The 22,809-nt window shown below is 53.4% G+C and carries 21 protein-coding genes; 15 read left to right on the plus strand and 6 right to left on the minus strand.

The features are described 5' to 3' along the window. Positions 1-145: 145 nt before the first annotated feature. The gene (locus ADICEAN_RS10860; RefSeq protein ID WP_009195639.1) at positions 146-1,591 is read right to left on the minus strand and encodes a hypothetical protein; all 1,446 of its coding nucleotides are present in this window, start codon (positions 1,589-1,591) and stop codon (positions 146-148) included. A 597-nt stretch (positions 1,592-2,188) separates the two neighbouring features. Here ADICEAN_RS10860 and ADICEAN_RS10865 point away from each other — a divergent pair. Beyond that, positions 2,189-4,774, plus strand: a complete 2,586-nt coding sequence (locus tag ADICEAN_RS10865) for a PAS domain-containing sensor histidine kinase (protein ID WP_009195640.1) — start codon at positions 2,189-2,191, stop codon at positions 4,772-4,774. 103 nt (positions 4,775-4,877) lie between these two features. Here ADICEAN_RS10865 and ADICEAN_RS10870 read toward each other — a convergent pair whose 3' ends face one another. After that, entirely contained in the window at positions 4,878-7,493 is a 2,616-nt protein-coding gene (locus tag ADICEAN_RS10870; protein ID WP_009195641.1) for a TonB-dependent receptor, read from the minus strand. A gap of 268 nt (positions 7,494-7,761) precedes the next feature. On the opposite strand from ADICEAN_RS10870, the gene ADICEAN_RS10875 reads away from it, so the two are divergent. The 7 genes from ADICEAN_RS10875 (at position 7,762) to ADICEAN_RS21180 (ending at position 12,484) form a co-directional block, all read left to right on the plus strand. Continuing rightward, entirely contained in the window at positions 7,762-8,322 is a 561-nt protein-coding gene (locus ADICEAN_RS10875) for a vitamin K epoxide reductase family protein (protein WP_009195642.1), read from the plus strand. A 2-nt stretch (positions 8,323-8,324) separates the two neighbouring features. Next, complete coding sequence (locus ADICEAN_RS10880) at positions 8,325-8,717, plus strand: SPW repeat protein (RefSeq protein ID WP_009195643.1); 393 nt, start codon at positions 8,325-8,327, stop codon at positions 8,715-8,717. Between the two features lie 459 nt (positions 8,718-9,176). Continuing rightward, on the plus strand, positions 9,177-9,461 hold the full coding sequence (locus tag ADICEAN_RS10885; protein ID WP_009195644.1) for a hypothetical protein: 285 nt from the start codon (positions 9,177-9,179) through the stop codon (positions 9,459-9,461). A 213-nt stretch (positions 9,462-9,674) separates the two neighbouring features. Continuing rightward, positions 9,675-10,700, plus strand: a complete 1,026-nt coding sequence (locus tag ADICEAN_RS10890) for a sensor histidine kinase (RefSeq protein WP_009195645.1) — start codon at positions 9,675-9,677, stop codon at positions 10,698-10,700. Positions 10,701-10,704: 4 nt separating this feature from the next. Then, a complete protein-coding gene (locus ADICEAN_RS10895) occupies positions 10,705-11,454 on the plus strand; it encodes a LytR/AlgR family response regulator transcription factor (protein WP_009195646.1) in 750 nt (249 codons plus the stop codon). Between the two features lie 230 nt (positions 11,455-11,684). After that, positions 11,685-11,852, plus strand: a complete 168-nt coding sequence (locus tag ADICEAN_RS22625) for a carboxypeptidase-like regulatory domain-containing protein (protein WP_161622693.1) — start codon at positions 11,685-11,687, stop codon at positions 11,850-11,852. A gap of 2 nt (positions 11,853-11,854) precedes the next feature. After that, positions 11,855-12,484, plus strand: a complete 630-nt coding sequence (locus ADICEAN_RS21180) for a TonB-dependent receptor plug domain-containing protein (protein WP_009195648.1) — start codon at positions 11,855-11,857, stop codon at positions 12,482-12,484. Positions 12,485-12,564: 80 nt separating this feature from the next. On the opposite strand, the gene ADICEAN_RS22630 is transcribed toward ADICEAN_RS21180, so the two are convergent. After that, the gene (locus ADICEAN_RS22630; protein ID WP_161622694.1) at positions 12,565-12,711 is read right to left on the minus strand and encodes a hypothetical protein; all 147 of its coding nucleotides are present in this window, start codon (positions 12,709-12,711) and stop codon (positions 12,565-12,567) included. Positions 12,712-12,717: 6 nt separating this feature from the next. Between ADICEAN_RS22630 and ADICEAN_RS10900 the strand changes: the two genes are divergently transcribed. From ADICEAN_RS10900 to ADICEAN_RS10910, 3 genes are all read left to right on the plus strand, one after another. Next, entirely contained in the window at positions 12,718-14,712 is a 1,995-nt protein-coding gene (locus tag ADICEAN_RS10900; RefSeq protein ID WP_009195649.1) for a SusC/RagA family TonB-linked outer membrane protein, read from the plus strand. A gap of 144 nt (positions 14,713-14,856) precedes the next feature. Beyond that, positions 14,857-15,321 carry a YciI family protein gene (locus ADICEAN_RS10905; RefSeq protein ID WP_009195651.1) on the plus strand — a complete coding sequence of 155 codons (465 nt, stop codon included), beginning with the start codon at positions 14,857-14,859 and terminating at the stop codon, positions 15,319-15,321. A 179-nt stretch (positions 15,322-15,500) separates the two neighbouring features. Continuing rightward, entirely contained in the window at positions 15,501-16,916 is a 1,416-nt protein-coding gene (locus ADICEAN_RS10910) for an MBL fold metallo-hydrolase (RefSeq protein WP_009195652.1), read from the plus strand. Here the strand turns inward: ADICEAN_RS10910 and ADICEAN_RS10915 are convergent. Continuing rightward, positions 16,913-17,383: a hypothetical protein gene (locus tag ADICEAN_RS10915; protein WP_236612899.1), complete on the minus strand. Its 471-nt coding sequence runs from the start codon at positions 17,381-17,383 to the stop codon at positions 16,913-16,915. The two genes, ADICEAN_RS10910 and ADICEAN_RS10915, sit on opposite strands and share 4 nt — an antisense overlap. Before the next feature lie 79 nt (positions 17,384-17,462). Further along, a complete protein-coding gene (hemW, locus tag ADICEAN_RS10920; RefSeq protein WP_009195654.1) occupies positions 17,463-18,593 on the minus strand; it encodes a radical SAM family heme chaperone HemW in 1,131 nt (376 codons plus the stop codon). 182 nt (positions 18,594-18,775) lie between these two features. On the opposite strand from hemW, the gene ADICEAN_RS10925 reads away from it, so the two are divergent. The 4 genes from ADICEAN_RS10925 to ADICEAN_RS10940 all read left to right on the plus strand — a co-directional run bounded on the left by ADICEAN_RS10925 (position 18,776) and on the right by ADICEAN_RS10940 (position 22,206). After that, positions 18,776-19,546 carry a hypothetical protein gene (locus ADICEAN_RS10925; protein WP_009195655.1) on the plus strand — a complete coding sequence of 257 codons (771 nt, stop codon included), beginning with the start codon at positions 18,776-18,778 and terminating at the stop codon, positions 19,544-19,546. A 278-nt stretch (positions 19,547-19,824) separates the two neighbouring features. Then, on the plus strand, positions 19,825-20,568 hold the full coding sequence (locus tag ADICEAN_RS10930) for a porin family protein (protein WP_009195656.1): 744 nt from the start codon (positions 19,825-19,827) through the stop codon (positions 20,566-20,568). 330 nt (positions 20,569-20,898) lie between these two features. Continuing rightward, complete coding sequence (locus tag ADICEAN_RS10935) at positions 20,899-21,537, plus strand: outer membrane beta-barrel protein (RefSeq protein WP_040396761.1); 639 nt, start codon at positions 20,899-20,901, stop codon at positions 21,535-21,537. An 87-nt stretch (positions 21,538-21,624) separates the two neighbouring features. Continuing rightward, the gene (locus ADICEAN_RS10940) at positions 21,625-22,206 is read left to right on the plus strand and encodes a 2'-5' RNA ligase family protein (RefSeq protein WP_009195658.1); all 582 of its coding nucleotides are present in this window, start codon (positions 21,625-21,627) and stop codon (positions 22,204-22,206) included. A gap of 59 nt (positions 22,207-22,265) precedes the next feature. On the opposite strand, the gene ADICEAN_RS10945 is transcribed toward ADICEAN_RS10940, so the two are convergent. Continuing rightward, entirely contained in the window at positions 22,266-22,745 is a 480-nt protein-coding gene (locus ADICEAN_RS10945; protein WP_009195659.1) for a DUF6702 family protein, read from the minus strand. Positions 22,746-22,809 lie beyond the last annotated feature (64 nt).

Here is a 22,809-nt window from a genome sequence, read left to right on the forward strand (position 1 = left end):
GCCTTTTTTGTATGCCGTCTTGCCGGCTGCACCACCTCCCCCGCTTCCCCCGCGTATTAGGTAGCTTGGTAAACACCCCCCTGTTAAAAAAAGCAGCCCCGGAAATTTCCGGGGCTGCTTTCGTTTATATATCCGTACCGTTTGTTTACAGGGCCGCCAGCTTGTCCAGCAGCACATCATCGAAGCGGATGTACTTGGTGGGGGCAAAGTAGGGGGGCTCCATGGAGTTCATCTTCTCGGCCAGCTGCTTGATTTTGTCGTACTTGTTGCGCTTGCTTTCCGAGATGGCAATTTTCATGATCTTGGTAAAGAGCAGCACATGGTCGCAGGTATCTTTGCCCAGCAGGCGTATCTGCCGCTGAATGGAGTTGATCAGCTGGTTGAACAGGTCGTAATCACTCTGCAGGCAGTACTGCAGCGCCAGCAGGGTCTTGATCTCCAGCTGCGCATAGGGGTACTTCTTGAGGCTGATGTCGTTGAGCAGCTTGTTGATCCAGCGGGCCGACTCCTCGGGCTTGCCGGCATAGTAGCAGGAAATGGAGCGGTAGGTAATGTAGGTGATGTACTTGGGCACATCTTCCTTATCGATCTCAAAGTCCTGGAACAGCACCTCATTCTCCTCATACATGCGCTCGGGATCGCCCATGCGCAGGTGGCGCTCTATTTTGGTGAGCACAAACTGGGCCGGGTAGGTAAACAGGCTGTAATTGGTCATCAGGTGTGCCGCCGATTCGTTTACTTCCTCAAAGAAGTTCTCAGCCTTGCGGTATACCTTGTAGTAGTTGTAGTACTCCAGGCGCAGGTATTCGTACACCAGGCGCAGGTGGTAGTAGATGGTATCCAGGTGATACATCTCAAAGATGGCATGCATGCGGTCCAGGATATCCTCAATGGGCTCCAGGTCCTGCTCCATGTTCTCATCCCGCACCACAAACAGGCGGTGGAACACGCTCAGGCAGCTTTGGTAGATGTAGAGGCGGTGCGAGTTGTAGAGTCGGCACACATTGCCCATTTCATTGCTAAGCAGGCTAAGCTCCAGCTTCTCGATCTCGCCGCCGGTAAGGGTGTACTCGCCATACTTGCGGAAGTAGTTTACCAGCAGGTCTTCGGCCTTGTCTACAGCCAGCATGTAGGCTACGTGCTGGTTGTATTGCTGCGAGTAGGTAAAGTGCTCGGGTGAGTGCACATGCAGCTTTTTGAGCGTTTTGTACACCACGGTAAGCTCATTGGCCAGGTCGTAGTCCAGCAACTCCTTCTCCAGCTTCTTAAGGGTAGCAATGGCAATGGCTTTTTTCTTGGTAAATACTACCTCATTGATGTTGGCTACTTTCTTAAGAACGTCGGTACGCGGGTTCTCCATTTGCTGAAGAAGGTACTCTTCGATCTTCTGGTTGAGGCGAGAGCGCAGGGTGTAGTAGGCATTGGTATTTACATCCAGCTCGTCCATGATCTTGTTGTCAGAAACGTGCTTTTCCCGCATGGCTTTGAGCAGGTAAGCCGATTTTTCGGCACTGCTTTCCATCAGCGAGTTGTAAATCTTCTCATAGTCAGCCTCGGAAAGCTGCTTTATAATGTTTTTTAGTTTGGCCATAAGTTAAAAGGCGTCAATGGGCTGATCCACAGGATCCTGGAAAGGCAATGGGTTATATTCTGGAAATACTTTTCCAATTCGGGCAAATGAATGCTGAAAATAAGAAAATTCTAGTCAAATTTTAAAACTTTCAAGAAACAAACTATTCAGCTTTGTTTTATTACCTGCTTCCGATTTAGGATAAATTGGCCCTGAACCCGCCATTTTCCCGCTTTTTGGGCTGCTTGGTACCTCCCGAAGGGAGCTTTTTTTCATTAAAAATAAGCAATATAAAAAGGTATTTTTTTGGTTTGGTTAGAGGCGCTCACAGGAGTGTATGCGTGTGGTTTGTTTTTAAAGCGGCTGACATACAGGATCTTATCTAACGGTGTGCCCATCTTGTAGCCTGAACGTAAGAGGCGAGTTTGCACTGATTCCCATGAGAGTTCCCCCTGTTGCTGTCTGCCCGGCCCCCCTGCAACAGCCTGCCAAAAGGGCTTTTCTGTAGTTACAGAGGCTAAGCCCAAATTAATTTGCAAAAAAAATGTTGCAACAGTAACTTTTGCCCGCTACACTACGTAGGGATTAACCTTAAGGGGAGACTACATCTACATCATTTTGACGCTTCTCAATCAGCTTTTCGACCGCTACGACAAGCCCTTACTTGTGCTTGAGCACGGGCAGGTGGTACGGGCCAACCGGGCTGCCATTACCCAATGGCCCAGGCTACTGAGCGCCCACAAACCTTATTTGTGGGAGTTAAGCCCGGCGCTTACCCAAAAGCAGGTAGCGAATTTCCTGAGCAAAGAGGCAGCAGGAACTGACCAGTCCGCTCCGCTACCGATTCCCTCCCAGGCCAGCCCCTCCCGTATTTTTGATGGTAGCCTGCTGGATCGGGAGGCGTCTACGCTGCTGCTGGAATGTACCGAGCGCCCGGCCGGCACCCCTCCTCCCCCGTTATCGACCCATACGCTCAAGGCCCTGCTGGAAGGCCTGACCGATAAGCTGGTAGCCGTACTGGATACCAACCTGCATTACCTGGCCTTTACCAGAGCCTATGAGCAGGAGTATGAAAAAATCTTTGCCGTAAGCATCGCTCCCGGCGATCATCTGCTGGGTACCCTCAGCCATCTGCCCGGCGAGCAACAAAAGGCCCTGGCCATTTATGAGCAGGTAATGCAGGGCAGGCGCTATGCGTTTACGCAAACCTTTGGCCATGATTCTCTTCAGCCAAAAACCTTTTCGTTTTCCTTTACCCCCCTTACGGATAGCAGCGACCAACTAATTGCCATTCTCTATGTAGTAGAAGAAGTGGTGGCAGCCTCTGACCAGCAGCCTTCCGAGCTGGAGGATCGCTTTCGTACACTGGCCGAACATAGCCCGGATGTGATCATGCGCCTGGATGCGCAGCTAAACGTATTATTTGTAAATAGTGCCATTACGCAGGAAACCGGCCGGATGCCCGCCGACTATAGCAACCGCAGCCTGAAGGAGTCTCCTTATAAAGATCGCATTCCTGAAGAGTTCTACACCAAAGTGAAGCAGGTGTTTGAGAGCGGTGAGGAGCATGATCTGGTTAGTATTTTTACCCATAATGGCAGCGCAAACGATTTTTATACCCGTTTTGTGCCCGAAACTGACAGCCAGGGGGACCTGCGATCAGTGTTGGCGATTTCGCGCAACATCAGCGAACTGCGCAAGGCCCGCCAGGACCTGCAGCAGGCGCAGGAGTTTGTGTTTATGGCCGATGTGGTGCCCCTGCTGATCTGGATTACCGAGCCCAATGGAAATGTGTCTTATTTCAACTCCCGCTGGTATGCCTATACCGGTCAGGGAACCGAAGAGAGTCTTGCCTGGGGCTGGCAGCGAAGCCTGCATCCGGACGATCTGCAATACACCCTGCAGGCCTGGGAAAAGGCCCTTCGCCAGGAAGAAGAATACAAGGTAGAGTACCGGCTGCGCCGGCACGATGGCAGCTACCGCTGGTTTATTGCCCAGGCGCTGCCCATGCGCAACGAGGGCGGCCGCATTGTAAAATGGTATGGTTTCTGCGCCGATGTGCATGACCAGCGCCAGTTTCAGCACGAGCTGTTCCAGAAAGCCCAGGAGCTGCAGAGCCTCAACCAGATGATTCCCCAGCTGGTGTGGGTAACCCGCCCCAATGGCGACCATGAGTACTTTAACCAGCGCTGGTATGATTATACCGGCCTTGGCTTTGACGAAACCCGGGATAAGGGCTGGTCGCTGGTGCTTCACCCCGATGATTACGAGCGTACCCTGGAGGTATGGGAACACTGCCTGCAAAGCGGAGATCACTACCAGATCGAGTACCGCCTGCGCCGGCACGATGGCAGCTACCGCTGGTTCATCGGCCGCGCCAACCCCCTGCGCGATGCCAAAGGGCATATTATCAAATGGTTTGGTACCTGTACGGATATCCAGGAATACAAGGAGCAGCGCGAAGAGCTATCGCGCAAAAACTACGAGCTGCAGCAGATCAACGGCTACCTGGACCAGTTTGTGCATACGGCCGCCCATGACCTGCGGGCGCCGGTAGCCAATATGAAACTGCTATATGACATGCTGCTGCGGGAAGAAAGCCCCGAGCGGCACAAAAAACTGTTGCATACCTTCAAGCCCCTGCTAAACCGCCTGGACAATACGCTGGTGGGCCTGGTGGAGATTGTGCAGATGCAGGAAGGTCACAGCCTGCTAAAGGTACAGGAGGTAGATCCCGAGCAGGTGCTGGAGAAGGTAAGAGAAGAGCTGTTTGCCGAACTTACCGAAGCCGATGCCGAACTGGAGCACGAGATACACCTGAGCCGGCCCCTGCACTACCTGAAGCCTTACCTGATGAGCATTCTGCGCAACCTTCTCTCCAATGCCATCAAATACCGGCATGCCGACCGGCCTCTGCAGATCCGCATTGATGGCGAGTGGCAGGGCAAGTATTACAAGCTGCAGGTAACAGACAATGGCAGCGGCATAGACCTGCAGCGGCATGGCAAAAACCTCTTTAAGCCTTTCAAGCGCCTGAGTGTTAAAAGCACAGGCCTGGGCATTGGCCTGCACATGGTGCAGAATATGGTGCAGAAAAACGGCGGCCTTATAGAAGTGAGCAGCACACCGGACGAAGGCAGCACCTTTACCCTGCTGCTGGCTCCCTATGAGTCGGTTACCCGCCAGCAGTCGGTAGAGGCTTAAGGATCAAAATTCTTAGGGCTAGGCAACGGCAGCATTTTTGTTAAAAAAAAGCGACCGGATGAGCAACCGGTCGCTTTTGCGTTGTTTCGCTTCATCAATAGTTTTACAGGCTTAGCCGCAGGCGGGCATACAAAAACCTGCCGGTGAAGCCCATTTGAACAGGATCCCACAATCCGCCCGATTCTGTAGCCACCGGATCCTGGCGGGTGGGGTATACATCAAAGATGTTAATACCGCCCAGCGTAAGGCTCAGATGATCGCCAAAGCTGCGCGCTATGGCCAGATCGGTGGTATAGTTGGCCTCATATACATCATCTTCGCCATCCCAGTCTTCCAGCACTATTTCGCCAAAGCGCATTAGTTTGGCATTAATATTCCAGCCACTAAAGCGGTAGTCGGCAATCAGGTTTATTTTACTGGGAGGGGCACTGGCAATCAGGAATAACTGCTCCCGGCGTCCAAAATAGATGTCTTCCTTACTCTGCAGGCGCTGGGTGGTATTGATGCCGGTAATCTCCATGTCATTAAAGTTTCCGGCCAGGCTCAGGTTCAGGCGATTGTCGGTGCCGAAACGCTGGTTGTAGTTCAGGATTACATCCAGCCCCCTGGTGCGGGTATCTACGGCATTGGTAAAGAACTGGGCGGCTCCTACATTCAGGGCCTGCAGGTCGGGGCCAATCACATCGTCGGTGTCCTCAAAGGCCCCGGTAAGCACAATGCGGTCGTCAATGTCTACATAGTAGCCATCTACAGTAGCAGTAAAATTGCCCAGGGTAGCGGTAAAGCCCAGGCTGGCATTTAGGGCACGCTCTTCCTTAAGGGCCGGTATGCCTAGCTTGCGGGTAATGCTGCTGGTATTGCCGGCAATCACTTTATCTACGGCTACCCCGCCTACAAAATCGGTAAAGGTAGAATTGAAGTAAATCTGCGCCAGCGAGGGGGCCCGGAAGCCTGTACTAAGGGAGCCACGCAGGGCAAAGGCCTCTGTAAGGGCCAGGCGGGTAGCTAACTTGCCATTGAGGGTGCGGCCAAAATCGCTGTAATGCTCAAAGCGGGCTGCAGCCGCTATCATAAACTTCCGGCTAAAATCAAATTCACCATCTACATACACCCCTATGTTGGTTCGGTATTCATCCAGCTCGTTATCGGGGTTAAAGCCGGGGAAGCCCTGTGAGCCCCCTGCCCGGCCCAGCCGGTCGTATTGTTGCAGCCTGCCGTCAATAACTGTATCGATAATGCCATAATTGCGCCATGAGGCTTCCTCGCCGGCAAAGATCTGATACCGCTCCAGGCGATATTCGGTACCAAAGGCAATGTTGGTGCCTGCCAGAAAATCCTGAAAGTAGCGCGATAGGTTTATGCTGGTAGTGTTCTGGGCAAGCTCAAAGCCGCCGGCATCAAAGCGGGTGGGTGACTCGTCCAGCAAGGATGCATTCAGGGTGCCATCCACAAGGTAATGAAAGCGGTTGGCGCCATAGGTATTATTGAGGTCTACTGCCCAATCCTTTATGCTGCTGCGCAGGCCCGCCGAAATGGAACGATCGGTAATGCGTGACTGAATGCGCGGGTCAAACCCATTGGGATAGATTGAAGGTATGTTGCGGTCGTCGCCGGCTTCGCGGGTCCAGGCATAGGCGTCGGTATCCCGAAAGTTAAAGCCGCCAAAAGCATAGAACGACGATTGCTCACTAACGGGCAGCTCGGCATTGAGAATTGTGGCAAAGTTATCGGAGAGGGCATCGCCAAACTGCCTGCGGTACACCTCGTATACATTGGGATCGGCGGGCCGGTTGGTGCGGTTGCGGTGCAGGTAGTCCATGGTCATGTTCACAAACCCCCTTTTTCCGGCCAGTTGCCCCAACTCAAAGCCATAGTTGCCGTTTAGCTGCAGGTTTTCGCCATCGCCTTCGGTGGTGACTCCGGTATTAATGCTGCCGGTAAACTCATTTACACTTGATTTCAGCACAATGTTAATTACCCCGGCAATGGCATCAGAGCCATACTGGGCACTGGCGCCATCGCGCAGGATCTCAACCCGGTCTATGGCGGCAGCGGGTATCGTATTAAGGTCGGTGCCGGTATTGCCCCGCCCGCGCGTGCCAAAGATATTGATCAGCGAAGACTGGTGCCGCCGTTTGCCATTGATGAGTACGAGGGTTTGGTCGGGACCAAGGCCACGGATGGTAGCCGGATCTACGTGGTCGCTGCCATCGGAGCCTGACTGGCGGTTTACGTTAAAGGAAGGGGCTACGTACTGCAGGAGCATGTTCACATCCAGCTGGCCGGAGGTGCCAATGATCTCCTGAATGGGAATAATATCAATGGCTACAGGCGTTTCGGTAACGGAGCGGTTCTGGCTGCGGCTGCCCACCACTACCAGTTCCTGTAGCCGGTCCTCTTCTTCCTTAAGCACTACATCAATGCGGCTACGGTTGGCTATGCGTACTTCCTGGCGGGCAAAGCCAATATAACTATAGACTAGGGTAGCACCCAGGTTAGGTACTTGTAGTTCATAATTCCCGCTGGCATCGGTAACGGTGCCGGCGGTGGTGCCTTTTACTAGTACAGTTACTCCTGTAAGGGGTTCATTACGTTCGTTTAGTACCCTGCCGCTAACGGCTTGGCCTGTCTGGGCAGTGAGGGTCCCGCCAGACACTAGTAAAACCAACAGGCAGTACAGCAGCTTAAAAATTTTCTTCTGAAGAGGGAAGGGGTTCATGGCATGAAAAATTAAGTGGTTGATAAAGAGTAATGTCCGAATAATTTGGCTAATAAAAAAGCACCCCTTGCATAGGCCTGGTATAGTGTCTGCAAGGCTATAAAAGCAAAACAACATCCCCCCAAATATGCTTCTAAGAAGATAGTAAATGAAAGGCCCGCCGAACAGCATGCGTAGATACTTTGATACGCGTGTTGTTAAGAAGTGCGGTATCCCTTGTGCCAGGGGATGGAACAAAACGAGTTGACCTGTCCAAAAGCACCTGTCTATGAAACAAGATCCTGCAATTCCCCCCGGCTGGAGTTATAACCCGGCCTCCTGGCCCCAGCGCATTCCCATTATAGTGCTGGCCCTGCTGGGCTTTGGCATTGCCACCTACCTGGCCCTGTACCAGCTGGAGGTATTTCCCGAAGTATGGGAGCCTTTTTTTGGAGGGGGAAGCCGCAAAATTCTCAATTCCAGCGTATCCCACATATTGCCTATACCCGATGCGGCCCTGGGGGCTTTTGGCTACCTGATAGATGCAGTGGCGGGCATCATTGGCAGTAAGCGCCGCTGGCGCACCATGCCCTGGATTGTGGTAGTCTTTGGCCTGGCCATTGGCCCGCTGGGCTTTATCAGTGTGCTGCTGGTTATTTTGCAGCCGGTGATGTTTGATGCCTGGTGCACCCTTTGCCTGGCCTCCGGTGTGATCTCGGTAGTGATGATAGGCCCTGCCCTGGATGAGTTTCTGGCCAGCCTGCAGTACCTGCGGCGGGTGAAGGATGCAGGCGAATCGGTCTGGAAGGGCTTTTGGGGATATAAAAGCGTAACCGAAAAAGTAGCATAATTATGTGGCCCAGAATACTCAATACCCTCTTAGGCCTCTGGCTGATGATTTCTCCCGCGCTGCTGGGCTACCTGGGGCAAACGGCTGCCGACAACGACAATATTGTAGGGCCCATCATAGCTTCTGTTGCCTTTACCGCCCTCTTTGAAGCTACCCGGGGCCTGCGCTGGGGTAACCTGCCGCTGGGGGCCTGGCTGCTATTGGCACCCTGGGTGCTGGGCTACGACAGCACGGCGGCCATTGTCAATAACATGCTGGTAGGGGCCTGTGTGGCGGCTTTGTCACTGGTTGGCGGCCGGGTAGAGCAACAGTTTGGCGGGGGCTGGTCGGCCCTGTTCACCTCCGATAGCCTGCATGCCCGGGAAGCCAAAAAACAGGACGGCCGGCCCTCCTAGCAGTCCCTACTCCTACAGAAGGGGACAGGGAATTTCCCCGTATTCTTAATATACCCCTGTTTCTGCACACAAAATGCGGGTACAGCCCTGTTGCTGATAGCTCCCCTTTTCCTTGCGGCATCTGTGGTACCCTTCAGGACCAGGGGTTCTGTGAAACCTGCAGCCGTCAATACTCCCCACGCAGCAGGAAGCAAGAGGCCGAATCAGGATTTATATTGTTAACCGGGCATTACCGATAACAATATTCTGAAGATATAAAAATTACAAAATTTAATATCATATAATCACTAATTTCCGAAATTTTCACTATCTTGATTAGGCAAATGTCTGTCTGCGGGTCCTGGGCTACAGCCGGGCCACTACCGAACCGATAGCAGTTTTAGGCCACGCACAGGCGTGGAAACTTTTTAAGACACCTGCACTCTCTTTTTTAATGAACCTGCCTGACATATTCTGCGCATGAAAAATATTCAACACATTGGTCAAACCCAATTAGCCGCTCTGCACTTTGCTAAGAGCGATGTGCTGCACGATCAGTTGCAGCGCTATATGCGTATCTGCGACCTGCAGCGGGCCGTGCAACTTGGCTGTCTGGAACATGAGCCGGTAAACCTGATCTTTACCACCGATCAGGGGCAGCGCCTGCAGGTAGAAAGCCTGGTATGGGCTGTATCGGATGATTTTGTGCTCCTGCAGGGGGGCAGGTTTTTGCCGGTCAGGTCTATCAGCACCATCGAAGCGTAATAATTCCTCTTCATATCCATGTTAAAAAGACACTCCTGCACGTAGGAGTGTTTTTTTTGCAGTCGTAGGGGGTTATCTGCTCATTGCCAGGGCAATACCCCCTTCCGGCGGTTGCCAAAAAACTCCGCTTAGCCTTGCCTGCCGCCTCTCATACCAGAGCGCTTTTAAATCTGATGGCTTAGCACTAAATTTAAAAGGTTTATACGCTTATACATGACGCGCAATACAGTCTATTGGATATGTCAGCTGGGGGGGTGGTCGCTTTACTGCATCATTAACTTATTTTTCTATCTCTTATTTGAAGATCATAAGCCCGAGCAGATCCTCTTCCTGTTTCTGACAGTGGCCTACTCCTTTATGGTAACGCACGCTTTCCGCTGGTGGGTGCACCGTCGGGAATGGCTCAAGCTTACCACCGGGCGGCTGGTGCCCCGCATGCTGCTGGCCATCATAGTCATGAGCCTGGTGGTGTACCTGCTGCAGCTGGCCACCTCCCTGCTGGATGCCGGCCTGCCCTTTGGGTTTAGCCTCAACGTGGCCCTGCTGAATGTGCTCACCCACATGACCATCATGTTCATCTGGTGTGTGATCTACATTGCCTATCACTATGTAGAGCGCTACAATGCCACCCTGCGCTACGAGGCGGCCCTTACCGAAATGACGCTCAACCGCCTTAAATCACAGCTGAATCCCCATTTTATCTTCAACGCCCTTAACAGCATGCGGGCCCTGGTAGATGAAGATCCGCAAAAGGCCAAAAGCGCCATTACCCAGCTGAGCAACATTCTGCGCAATTCGCTGGTCATGGACAAACGGCGGCTGGTAAGCTTTCAGGACGAGCTGCAAACCGTTAAGGATTACCTGGCCCTGGAGGGCATTCGGTTTGAAGAGCGCCTGAACACCCGCTATACCGTAAGCCCGGATGCAGAGGAGTTTCAGATCCCCCCCATGATGCTGCAGACCCTGGTGGAAAATGGCATCAAACACGGCATTTCCAACCTGGTAGATGGCGGTATTGTACATATTGATGCCCATGTAAAGGACCAAAAGCTGCATGTGCTGGTGCGCAACAGCGGGCAGTATGTGAATGGGGTAAAGAAAAAAACCACCAACAGCGGTGTGGGCATTGCCAATACCAAGCAACGCCTGAAGCTGCTCTACGGCAATAAGGCCCATTTCAGCATTAAGAACGATACCGATAAAACCGTACTTACCGAACTGATCATCCCTCAACCCTAACCGTATGAAAGCCCTAATCGTAGACGACGAACGCCTGGCACGCCGGGAACTCATGACCCTGCTGGCAGAGCATGATGAAGTAGAAGTAGTAGGCGAAGCCGTAAATGCCGACGATGCCTATCAGAAAATAAAAGAACTGCAGCCCGACCTGCTGTTTCTGGACATTCAGATGCCCGGAAAGACCGGCTTTGAGCTGCTGGAAATGCTGGATAAGGTGCCTACCGTTATCTTCACCACCGCCTACGATGAGTACGCCCTCAAGGCCTTTGAGGTAAGCGCGCTGGATTACCTGCTGAAGCCCGTACAGCCCGAGCGCCTCCGGGAAAGCATTGGCAAGCTCATGGCCCGCAATAAAGGTGAAGAGGGCGAAGAGGAGGCGGACGAGCAGCCCCAGAACGGACAGGCGCGCCCCCACAAACTAGGCCCCGATGATCAGGTGTTTGTGAAGGACGGCGACCGCTGCTGGTTTGTGCGCCTGAGCAAGGTGCGCCTGTTTGAAAGCGACGGCAACTACATCAAGGTGTACTTTGATAATTACAAGCCTATGATCCATAAGTCGCTCAATGCGCTGGATGAGCGGCTGGACGATAAGGTGTTTTTCCGGGCCAACCGCAAGCACATGATCAACCTCAACTGGGTAGAGAACATTGAGCCCTGGTTCAATGGCGGTCTGATGGTAACCCTGCAGGGGGGCGAAAAAGTGGAAGTAAGCCGCCGGCAGGCCACCCGCTTTAAGGAAATGATGAGCTTGTGATTCTTCCCCGAAAACAGCAGCGTAGTTACCACAGGGAGACGGCATAAGGGAGGGCAGCAGGGGGAGCTCGCTGAGTTTTGTTATTTATTGGAAAGATGGTACATTAGATTCCGGAATTAGGGGCTGATCCCCTGCTAAACCTCAAATACGCTCTTCCCTTTTGCATGCACTTTTTGTTTTACGGAATCTTCGGCGCTGGTTTTAGACTACTGGTGCCCAAAGCGAGCGGTGTGCTCCTACTCCTGCTGCTTTTATCAACTTCTGCAGCCCTGGCACAGGAACGTGTGTCGGGGCATGTCTATTCCCAAAAAGCTGGTACTCCCCTGGCCGGGGTGCTGGTGCAGCTAAAAGGCGGGGGGCGGCAGCAGTTACAGATGCTGCGGGCGCATACCAGCTAAATGTGCCGGCGCAGGGCAGTTTACTCTTTTCTGCAGTAGGGTATCAGCCACAGGAGGTACCCCTTGCCGGCAACCAGCAGCTGGAGGTATGGCTTCTTTCTTCCCACCCGGTTGCCATTGGCTATGGTACCATAGAGCGAACCGACCTTGTAGGAGCCGTTGCCTCAGCAGAGGCTGCTGCCTTTAACGAAGGCCTGAGTACCTCGCCCGAGCAGTTAGTGCAGGGCCGGCTGGCGGGCGTGCAGATAAGCACGGCCAGCGGCGAGCCCGGGGCAGGAGCCGCTATGGTGGTACGGGGGCTTTCCTCCATACGCGGGGGTGCGCCGCTTTATGTGGTAGATGGCATGCCACTGTCGGATAATCCCCTGTATCCGGGAGGTGTAGATTTGGGCTTTGGAACAACACCATCCAGAAATGGGCTAAACTTTCTTAACCCCGACGATATTCAGCGCATCGACGTGCTGAAAGATGCCGCCGCGGCGGCCATTTATGGTGCCCGGGCTGCCAACGGAGTAGTACTTATTACCACCAAAAGCGGCACTGGCCAGCGGCACCAGCTTAGCTATGCGCCTACCCTTAGTGTGTCCCGCATTGGCAGGCAGTATGAGTTGCTGAACCGGGAACAGTTTTAGAGGCTTTTGAGGCCCTGGGTGGAGATGCACAGGGGGTAGATCTGGGAAGTGCTACGGAGTGGCAGAAGGAAATTTCCCGCTCAGCCCTTTCGCACCAGCACGATCTGGCTTATGCCCATCAGCATGGCAGCGGAAACTACCGGGCTTCGCTGCGCTACGACAATCAGCAGGGCGTAATTCAGGCCTCGAGCCTGGAGCGGATCAGTGGCAGATTTAATGCAACCCATAGCCTCTTGCAAAACCGGCTGCTGCTGGGGGCACAGCTGGCCTTTTCCCGCCTGCAGGACCAGGCCGCTCCCATTTCTGACAACCCCCCATTTGCAGGCGACCTGCTGGCCGCTGCCTATGGGGCAAACCCAACGCTTCCCGCCCAGCCCGATGCCCGGCAAGATCCCTTCTTTGTAAATCCGCTGGCCCTGCTGGCCAATCATTATGACAACACTACTACCGACAGGCACTTTCTGAAGCTGTCGCTAGAGTATGCCCTGCTAAAGAATCTGAAGCTGGGTATTACTACAGGCCTGGACCGGGCACAATCGGATCGGGGAAGTGCCATTTCTCCCCGCTTGCCCTATGCCAATGGCATTTATGAAAACGGACGAGCGTACCTGGAAGAACAGCAGACCAGCAACAAGCTTCTGCAAAGCCAGCTTCGCTGGGAGAAGGAGGTAGGAAAATCTCACTTTACAGCCCTGGCAGGCTATGAATATCAGGAATTCACCAACAGGGGTGTACAGGTAAAAGGCTGGGGATTTTCCGACGCTGGTACCGCCGCCATGATCGAGCAGCTGGCTGCTTCGGCTGCCCGCATGCGCCAGGCAATCGGCGTACCCTATCAGCAGTTTGGTTATAGCCAGGGCGCGCTATTTTACAGCAGCCTCAGTCCGAGGCCTGCCATTACCACCCTTGGCAGTGCCCCTGGCAGCAGCGTAAAATCACTTGCCGAAGAAACCTTTGGCGGTACCGATGAACTACAGTCGTTTTTTGGCCGGCTACAGTACAAGCTGCAGGATAAATACTACCTAATGGCCAGCCTGCGGGCAGATGGGTCTACCCGCTTTGCCGAAAAGCATCGCTATGGATATTTTCCGGCGGCGGCCCTGGCCTGGCGGCTATCGGAAGAAGCCTTTATCCCCGATGTATTTGATGAGTTGAAGCTGCGCCTTGGCGCGGGAATTACCGGAAACCAGCAGCTACCCTACAGAGCCTATCAAAGCCGGCAGCGCTTTGGTGATCTGTTCATTGATAATGGGGGTGGCATTAATCCCTCCGGCATTATTACGGTTGGTTCCGACAATGAGAATCTAAAATGGGAGCAAACAACGCAGCTAAACCTGGGTGTGGACTTTGCCCTGTTTGAGGAGCGGATCAGTGGTTCTATCGATCTTTACCGCAAGCATACCACCGATATATTTATCCCAGGCTTTTATGCCTATGGTACTACCGGTTTTAATGAGGATTGGGTGATTCTGAACAAAGGTGTAGACCTGCAGCTGGCCTATACCGTACTTGCCACACAGCAGATAGGCTTGCAGCTTGGTGTAGCGGCCGGTTTTAATAGCAACCGGGTGCAACATCTCGAGGGAGCCTACGACGCAGGACCCCTTAGCGGACAGGGGCTTTCCGGTGCTTTTGTACAGCGGATTGTGGCAGATCAACCCCTGTATTCCTACTATCTCCGGGAATTTAACGGCTATAACGAACAGGGCATAGCCCTCTATACAGAAGATAAAGCCAACTACCTGGACAAAAGTGCCCTTCCTACTTATACACTTGGGTTTAGCCAGGATTTCCGCTATCGAAATTGGAGACTATCGGCGCTGTTCAATGGGCAGTTTGGCCATTACCTTTATAATGCTACAGCCAATACGCTCTTTACCATGGGCGCACTGGCAAATGGCAGAAACATTCCCCTATCGAGCCTGGGCACAGGAGAATCACCGCTGAATGCACCAGACCCCTCCGATCGTTTTCTGGAAAAAGGCGATTTTATGCGGCTTCAGCATCTTAGCCTGGCGTATACGCATCGCTCGGATAAAACAGGCTTTGTCAAGGCGATTCGCTTTAGCCTGAGCGGGCAAAACCTGCTTGTGCTCACCGGCTATTCCGGCCTGGACCCTGAAGTAAACAGCAACAAGCCCCTAAACGGCATTCCCTCCCGGGGTATTGATCATACGACCTATCCCCGTGCCAAAACAGTTTCATTTGGGCTAAGGGCTTTTTTCTAATGCAGGATGAAGGGCCCTTTTGTATCCCAGGCGGCAAGCAGGCCTTAAAGGGGCTGAAAAAATTAGGAGCAAGGGCGTTTTTGGGACTAAAAATCATTTACTTGCGCTATACCTATCTTCACCTTAACCACAAAAAAACCAGCGATGCTTCTAAAGCCCTTCTTTTTTCTTCTCCTGCTGTGTGGTCTTGGGGTTAGCAGTCTTGCTCAGACCACACCCCCTATTTACAATAAAGCCCTGGCCGATTCGCTGGGGGCCGATGCCTATGGAATGAAATCCTATGTGCTGGTGCTGCTTAAGACCGGCACAGCAACCATTAGCGATCAGGCCATCGTAAGCCAGCTGTTCCGTGGGCATCTTGACAACATTGGCCGCCTGGCCCGCGAGGGCAAACTGGTGGTGGCCGGTCCGCTGGGGAAAAATGAGAAAACCTACCGGGGCATCTTTATCCTGAATGTGCCTACGCTGGAAGAAGCGGCCCGCCTGCTGGAAACCGACCCGGCCGTGAAGGAGAAGCTGCTGGAGGCCGAGCTTTACAGCTGGTACGGCTCAGCCGCGCTGCCAGCCTATTTGCCAACGCACGAGAAGATCCAGAAACAGAAGCCATAACTGCCCTAAGGGGTAGCAGCTGGCAATTCTTCTTTTACAGACAGAGAAAAGGGGGCTAACAGAGAAAAAGGGCAAAGGCTCAACCCGGAGGCAGGATCTGCGTAAGGGCATAAGCCCCCCGGCCATGAGCTGGCCCTGCAGGGGAGATTGTGCATTTTTTAACGCTTGATGGATCTCGGATGGTTTTATCTTTTTATGGTGCTGCCCAGACGGTAACCGGCAGCAAGCACCTGCTTAGCCTGGAGAGTGGGAAGCGAATTTTGCTGGATTGCGGCATGTTTCAGGGCATGGGCGAAAAGGTAAAAGACCTGAACCACAATTTTGGCTTTGAGGCAGAAAGCATTGATTATGTGATCTTGTCGCATGCCCACATCGACCATTCGGGCCTGCTGCCGCGCCTGGTAAAGCTGGGCTTTGGCGGCAACATCTACTGCACCCCCCCTACCCGGGAGCTCTGCGAACTGCTGCTGATGGATAGCGCCGGCCTGCAAAGCAATGAGAACGATGCCGACATCGGCAAAGAGGCCCTCTATGATAAAGAAGATGTGGGCCGCTGCCTGGAGCGCTTTGTGACCCTGGCCTACAACGAGGCCTACCCCATCGATGATGAGGTGGAACTGCTCTTTACCGATGCCGGCCATATTCTGGGCAGTGCATGCGTAAACCTGCGCATCCGGGAAGGGGAGGATACCCTCCGCCTGTGCTTTACCGGCGATGTAGGCCGCTATGAAAATCGTATTCTGCGCGCGCCGCAGCCCCTTCCGCAGGCCGATGTGCTCATTTGCGAATCTACCTATGCCAGTAAGGTACATGCTAAGCTGGAAAATACCGAAGAGCGCCTGCGGGATATTGTGCTCAATACCTGTGTGGAGAAGGGGGGTAAACTGTTTATCCCGGCCTTTAGCATTGGCCGTACGCAGGAGCTGGTCTACTCCCTGAACATCCTGGCCGAAGAGGGCCGCCTGCCTGAGGATCTGCTGGTGTTTGTAGACAGTCCCCTGTCCGTCTACGCCACCGACATCATGCGCAGCCATCCCGAGTATTTTAATGAGGCGATGCTGGACTACATCCGCACCGATCCCGACCCCTTTGGCTTTCCGCAGCTGCACTTTATTACCGAAACCGAAGACTCCAAGCTCATCAATGCCATGGAGGGGCCCTGTGTAATTATTTCGGCCTCGGGCATGATGGAGGGCGGCAGAATTCGCCACCACCTTAAAAAAGGCCTGTCCGATGCCCGCAACACCATTCTCATCACCGGCTACTGCGAGCCCTCTACCCTGGGCGGGCGCCTGCTGAAAGGTGCACCAAAGGTGAGCCTGTTTGACCAGGAGCTGGAGGTAAAGGCAGAAGTGGTGCTGATGAACGAGTACAGCGCCCATGGCGACTACAGCGATATCATGCGCCTGCTGCTAAGCCAGAATAAAGAAGAGATCCGGCACCTGTTTCTGGTGCATGGGGTAAAGGAAAACATGCTCAAATTCAAGGAAGATTTGGAGGCAGCCGGCTATTCCGGCATTGAGCTGCCCGATTTCCGGCTTTCTTACGAGATAAAAGGACAGGCGGTGGCCGGTACCGGCCGGGCAAAGGCTTAGCCGCGTACCCGTTTCACCAGTTCGCCCTCCAGCTTCCAGTCCCGGGCCAGGCGCAGCATGGCAGTAGCTTCCATCTCGGTTATGTAGCCTTTGGCATTGTTGGATTGCCACACCCGGTAGAGGTACTCGAGCTTGGTATCGGCCGGCAGGTCAATGCTTTGCAGAAACACCCGGGCCCGGTCAAAGGCCGTCAGGTAATCCTCGCCAATGAATTCCTGTGCCCAGCCCAGCTCGGCCAGGCCCTGCAGCTCCTGTGCCGATTGCTGCAGAAGCTGCTGCTCGGCATCGTCCAGCCCATGGTACTGAAAAATGATGCTTTGTAGGAGTAAGAATATTTTTTTTTCCTCGCTGCTCATGGCCTGGCCTGGTTTGGAATGTGGTGCCGCCTGTTTTGCTGCTGCCGAAAGGGGGCTTTCGGCCAGGCGCTGCTGCCATCTGAAGGGGAGTTGAACAACTACAACGGCCACTGGAAAGGGGTAAACCGGCCGCTGCAGGGGACAGACTCTCCAACAAAACCCCTAAATATAGTTTTTTTTCCTTTGTCTGCTACACCAAAAAGAGGCGGGCCGTAATTTCATCGGCGAGCAGGCGGCCTTCTTCCGTTAAAATAAGGTGATTGTTGCTGATACGGGCCTGGCCCTGCTGTAGCATTTCGGCTATATAGGCGCTGTGCTCCCGGAGCAGGGGGTGCTGCCACTGCTGGTTCAGATAGTCCAGGTCTACCCCCCAGCTGGTACGCAGGCCTGTCATCAGGTATTCATTGATATGATCCTGACGGCTTAACTCTTCCCGCTCGTGGGGCAGCTGGCCGGCTTCCAGCTTTTTTATATACAGACCGTTATTGCGGATGGTGTAGTGGCGGCTCTTCAGGTTATAGGAGTGCGCCCCCGGGCCCAGGCCCAGGTAGGGCTTTTGCTGCCAGTAGGCCGTGTTGTGGCGGGAGTGATAGCCCGGCAGGCAAAAGTTGGACACTTCATAATGCTGGTAGCCCCCCCTGCCCAGGGCAGCAACCAGCATGCGGTAATGCTGCTCGCCTACCTCCTCGCCGGGGGGGTGCATCTGGCCCCGCTCGGTCCATTTGCCAAAAGCGGTCTGCGGCTCTATGGTAAGGCCATAGGCCGAGATGTGCTCCGGCTTCAGGGCCAGGGCCTGGGCCAGATCCTGTTGCCAGGCTGCCTCATCCTGACCCGGCAGGGCATACATAAGATCTATGCTCAGGTTGTTAAAGCCGGCAGCCCGGGCAAGAGGTACACACTGCAGCGCTTCTTTGGCAGTATGAGCCCGGTTAAGTCCTTTTAGTACGTCTTCCTGAAAGGTCTGGATGCCAATGCTCAGGCGGTTGATGCCCAGCTGGCGCAGCTGGTCCAGCTTGTGGGCGGTAAGATCATCGGGATTGGCCTCCAGGCTTATTTCAGCGCCTTCCGCTATGGGGAACAGGCGCTGCAGCTGTTCGAGCAAAGCGCCCAGTTCCCCAGCGTCCAGCAGGGAGGGGGTGCCGCCACCAAAGTAAACCGTTTCAATGGGCTCACCGGCCGGCAGGTAGTGCTGCAGCAGCCCAGCTTCCCGCTGCATGGCCTGTAGCAGCGCCTGCCGGGTCTTCAGGTTAGTGCTGAAGTGGAAGTCGCAGTAGTAGCAGGCTTGCCGGCAAAAGGGGATATGTAGGTAAATTCCAGCCAAGGGAGATCGGTGCCGCTAAGGCAGGGCAAATCTACAACTTTCCTTTGGTTCTGATTAGTTCACTGATCGAGCGGAGGAGTTTGCTGCATCGGCTGGCAGGGCCGCCTTTCCCTGGCAGAAGAAGGAATAAGGAGGGCTGCAGCAGGCTTGTTTTGACAGCTGTTTTTCCTTAGCTTTTCGCTATGATTAGACTTTATATAGTACTGCTGACCGCCGGCCTGCTGGCGTGCAGCGGCGGCAACAGCGAAATAGAGCAGGTTGATGCACTGCCCGGCGGAAATCCGGCAGCCGAGGGCTTTGACCAGGAGGGCTCCGACAGCCTTGCCATTGCCTGGGCCGATGCGGTAATGCAGGCGCAGGGCGGCCGCCAGGCCTGGAACCAGACCCGCTACCTGGGCTGGACCTTCTTTGGGCGCCGCCACCTGCTCTGGGACAAGCATACCGGCCGGGTCCGCATCGAAATCCCCGCCGATAGCAGTGTTTTTCTGATTAACATCCAGCAGGATACCGGCCGGGTAATGCAGAACGGCCGCCCGCTAACCGATCCGGAACAACTGAAGCAGGCCATTGACCGGGGCAAGCAAATATGGGTAAACGACAGCTACTGGCTGGTGATGCCCTTTAAGCTCAAAGACAGCGGCGTAACCCTCACCTATGCCGGTAGCGATACCCTGCCCGGCGGTGATGCGGCAGAAGTGCTGGAAATGCGCTTTAAGGAAGTAGGCTATACCCCTCAGAATAAATACCGGGTGTATGTAGATCCGGCGGACAGCCTGGTAAAAGCCTGGGCGTATTACGAAAAAGCCGAGATGGATACGCCCAACTTTATGACCCCCTGGACTGATTACCAGCGCCATGGAGCTTTGTTGCTGTCTGGCAACAGGGGCGAGCGCCAGCTCACCAACATCCGGGTAGAGCAGGAGGTAGAAGAGCGGGTTTTTCAGGAGTTTTAATGATGTAGGCCTCGAACTGTGAGCCTGGACCAGAACAGCAATCAAGTAGAGCAGATTTATTTTTCCAGCGCCTCTTTTTCGGAAAGAGTCTTTTTTATGGCAGGTGTCCAGGGCATGGGGATCCTACATGGCGGTTGAAAGGCCTGATTAGGTGCAGGAAAAGGGGAAGAAGCAGATGTATGACTTTTTAAAGATGGTGATAAAAATTAGGTCAATACATTTTTTTAGTGCCAAATTCCTATTAATCTTGTAAAGCAAAACTCCTCAACAAATTTCATATGAAAAAAATATTGCTACCCCTGCTTCTGCTAGGAAGCACTTTCTATGCGCAGGCACAATCCAGCATACAGCTTGGTCCTAAAGTGGGGCTTAATCTCACAACCATGGACCTGGGAAACACCCAGGACAGAACGGAACAGGAAATTGGTTATAGTCCGGGCCTTAGCCTGGGTGTTGCTACCAGTTTTAAGATAAACAGCCTGCTTTCTTTTACCCCTGAGATCAGCTACGCTCAATATGGTTACAAAGGGCTGGTATTCACATCAACAGAAGAAGCAGAAAGCGGCGAAATGGCTACCTGGACCACTAAGGAGTCGTTCCGGACCAGCTTTATCGACATGCCCCTGCTGCTGCGGGGTACCTTTGGCGGCCCCACCAAGCTCTATATCAATGCTGGCCCTACCCTAGGCTACTGGTTAAGCGGGCGGTATGAGGGCAGTGGAAGCGGTACGTACGAAGGTGCAGAAATCAGCTACCAATACAAGCTGGATGTTAAGTTCGTAGACCAGTACAAAGACTACAAGACAGATGAATTTGTGGAGGTTAGTCCCGAAGACAGCCAGCGCCTGCAGTGGGGTGCCGCTTTTGGTGGTGGTTTGATGCTGCCTCTGGCTGGCAATGATTTGCTGGTAGATGCCCGCTACTCGCTCGCCTTTACCGATCTGTATAAAAATATGGAAGGAAACGAAAAAGCCCGCAACAAGGGGTTTTCACTATCGCTGATCTACCTCTTTGGGCTCTGATAGCCATTCACACACTTACCCCTTCAAGGCCACCCGATCCGGGTGGCTTTTTTGTTTTTTACAGGCACAGGCCTCACACCAACACTGCCGGAACGTAAGCATTTTTTTCTGTTCTTCATTTCTGGAGCAGAAATAGGCATAGCTCAAACCAATGATCTTTCTTTTCTACTACTTTCTACTCATTTGATATCATGAAGCAAGCTGTCTGAGGGGTTTTTGGCGAATATGGCTGTATTCCTTACGCCCTTCTGAATTATGAACGCTGTGTCTACTTTATGGTTTTTCTTCCTGCTAATCTTGCAATATCAAACCCTTAACAAAAGAATCGATATGAAAAAGGTGTTATTTGCGGCTCTGGTGGCCTGTATGGGACTGAGCAGCAGCGCTTATGCGCAGTTTCAGCAGGGCACAATTGCCGTGGGCGGTGGTGTTTCAATGGCAAGTGAGCGTTCAAAAGTGGAGAGCGGCAACACAACAGAAAAAGATGATCCCATTAATAGCTTTTCGCTTACGCCGGGTATTGGTTACTTCATTGCCAGTGATCTGGAAGTAGGACTGCGCTTTGGTCTGGGCCGCGCCTCACAAAAAGGTGATGATGAGAAGTGGGTATATTCTGCTTTCAGCGCTGGTCCCTATGTTAGAAAGTACTTCAGCCTGGGCGAAAGCATTGCCCTGTTCGGTGAAGGCGGCCTTTCCTTTGGCAGCGGCAAGATCAAAGAAACAGCTGGCAATACCAGCCGGGAATATGGCAAAAGCTCAACCTTTGCCCTGGGCATTACGCCTGGTTTTATGTTCAAGCCCTCTGAGCGTATTGGTATTGACTTAACTGCCGGTTACTTCGGCTACCGCTCTACCAAATCAGAAACGTACAATAACTGGACTGAAAACGAAATTACGGAAACCGACAGCGAATTCGGCCTGTCGCTTGACCTGAGCTCTGTACAGCTGGGTGTTCGCCTGTTCTTCTAAGCATACCGCTTATCATGTACTAAGCCGCCCTTAAAAAAAGGGCGGCTTTTTTTATAACTCCCCTACCGCTGCCGCGTATCATCCTCTATGCAGGCACAGGAGAATCTTTACTTTATTGCCCTGGTTCCGCCAGAACCCCTCTGCTCCCAGATCTGGGCGCTCAAAGAAGAAATGCGCGATAAATGGAGCAGCCAAGCGTCACTGAACTCACCCCCCCACATTACCCTGCACATGCCCTTTACGCTAAAGGAAAACCGGGAGAAAGCGGTGGTGCAGGGCCTGCAGGAACTGGCCGAGGGGTACAAACCGTTTTCCGTAGAGCTGGATGGCTATGGGGCATTTCCGCCCAGGGTTATTTACCTGCATGTTACACCCAGCGATGCGCTTAAACGCCTGCAATCCGATGTGGGCGACCTGATGAAGCGGGGATTTCATATATTTGGCGAAGAGGCCGGCAGCAGACCCTTTAGGCCTCATCTTACCCTTGCCTCCCGGGATTTGAAGAAGGAAGCCTTTGAAAAAGCCTGGCAGGAGCTGAGAGAAAAAGAGTTTAGCGGCCGCTGGATGGCCCAGGGCATTACGCTGCTGCGCCACACTGGCCAGCGCTGGGAGGAGCTAAGCCTGGCCGAATTTGCCGATGCCTCCGTTGCCGCCGATGATTACGCCTGAGATAGCCCTTCACTAGCCTGCCCGCCTGCTACCAGACCCTGACTTTTCATCCCACTTTATTAAAAGCGCATGCTGCCCTCTGGCTGTTTATGGTCCAGCCGCAGGCTCTGGATCTTGCCTTTCTGGGTAACGTGCACCAGATTTAGCTGATCGGTGAAGCGATCAAAAAATAAGGTATTCTGAATGGTGATGGTGCTGATCTGCCGCACCCTGGGCACTTCCATATAGGCCCAGATGGCTTCCTGCTCCAGCTCATAGCCCAGGTACTGCGGCTGTACCGCCTTGCCATTAAGGCTAAGCCGAAAATGCTGCTGCAGGTAGCGGCCCACGGCCTGCTGTACCTTTTCCGGATCTTTGGGATTAGACAGATCAATAGGCTCACCAGTATGCGCCCGCAGGGCATCTTCCAGATCGTCCAGAAAAATGCGGTGCGAGATTTCCAGATTGCCGGTGCCGGCATTCAGCACCAGATCGCTTACACTCAGGTGCAGGGGATGCAGCCAGCCAATAAGCAGTACAAGCAGATAGTTTACCATCATGGCAAAGGTACATACAAATACGGGGCCAGCCTGCGGCCACCATGAAATTTAACGCCCGAAGTGG

It is taken from the genome of Cesiribacter andamanensis AMV16 (genome assembly GCF_000348925.1).
Lineage (GTDB): Bacteria > Bacteroidota > Bacteroidia > Cytophagales > Cyclobacteriaceae > Cesiribacter > Cesiribacter andamanensis.

Excerpts from the sequence above, each read along its gene's own strand:
- ADICEAN_RS10860 (WP_009195639.1), bottom strand. The coding sequence starts at position 1,591 with ATGGCCAAACTAAAAAACATTATAAAGCAGCTTTCCGAGGCTGACTAT.
- ADICEAN_RS10870 (WP_009195641.1), bottom strand. The coding sequence starts at position 7,493 with ATGAACCCCTTCCCTCTTCAGAAGAAAATTTTTAAGCTGCTGTACTGC.
- ADICEAN_RS10875 (WP_009195642.1), top strand. The coding sequence starts at position 7,762 with ATGAAACAAGATCCTGCAATTCCCCCCGGCTGGAGTTATAACCCGGCC.
- ADICEAN_RS10880 (WP_009195643.1), top strand. The coding sequence starts at position 8,325 with ATGTGGCCCAGAATACTCAATACCCTCTTAGGCCTCTGGCTGATGATT.
- ADICEAN_RS10885 (WP_009195644.1), top strand. The coding sequence starts at position 9,177 with ATGAAAAATATTCAACACATTGGTCAAACCCAATTAGCCGCTCTGCAC.
- ADICEAN_RS10890 (WP_009195645.1), top strand. The coding sequence starts at position 9,675 with ATGACGCGCAATACAGTCTATTGGATATGTCAGCTGGGGGGGTGGTCG.
- ADICEAN_RS10895 (WP_009195646.1), top strand. The coding sequence starts at position 10,705 with ATGAAAGCCCTAATCGTAGACGACGAACGCCTGGCACGCCGGGAACTC.
- ADICEAN_RS22630 (WP_161622694.1), bottom strand. The coding sequence starts at position 12,711 with ATGGGTTGCATTAAATCTGCCACTGATCCGCTCCAGGCTCGAGGCCTG.
- ADICEAN_RS10905 (WP_009195651.1), top strand. The coding sequence starts at position 14,857 with ATGCTTCTAAAGCCCTTCTTTTTTCTTCTCCTGCTGTGTGGTCTTGGG.
- ADICEAN_RS10910 (WP_009195652.1), top strand. The coding sequence starts at position 15,501 with ATGGTTTTATCTTTTTATGGTGCTGCCCAGACGGTAACCGGCAGCAAG.
- ADICEAN_RS10925 (WP_009195655.1), top strand. The coding sequence starts at position 18,776 with ATGATTAGACTTTATATAGTACTGCTGACCGCCGGCCTGCTGGCGTGC.
- ADICEAN_RS10930 (WP_009195656.1), top strand. The coding sequence starts at position 19,825 with ATGAAAAAAATATTGCTACCCCTGCTTCTGCTAGGAAGCACTTTCTAT.
- ADICEAN_RS10935 (WP_040396761.1), top strand. The coding sequence starts at position 20,899 with ATGAAAAAGGTGTTATTTGCGGCTCTGGTGGCCTGTATGGGACTGAGC.
- ADICEAN_RS10940 (WP_009195658.1), top strand. The coding sequence starts at position 21,625 with ATGCAGGCACAGGAGAATCTTTACTTTATTGCCCTGGTTCCGCCAGAA.
- ADICEAN_RS10945 (WP_009195659.1), bottom strand. The coding sequence starts at position 22,745 with ATGATGGTAAACTATCTGCTTGTACTGCTTATTGGCTGGCTGCATCCC.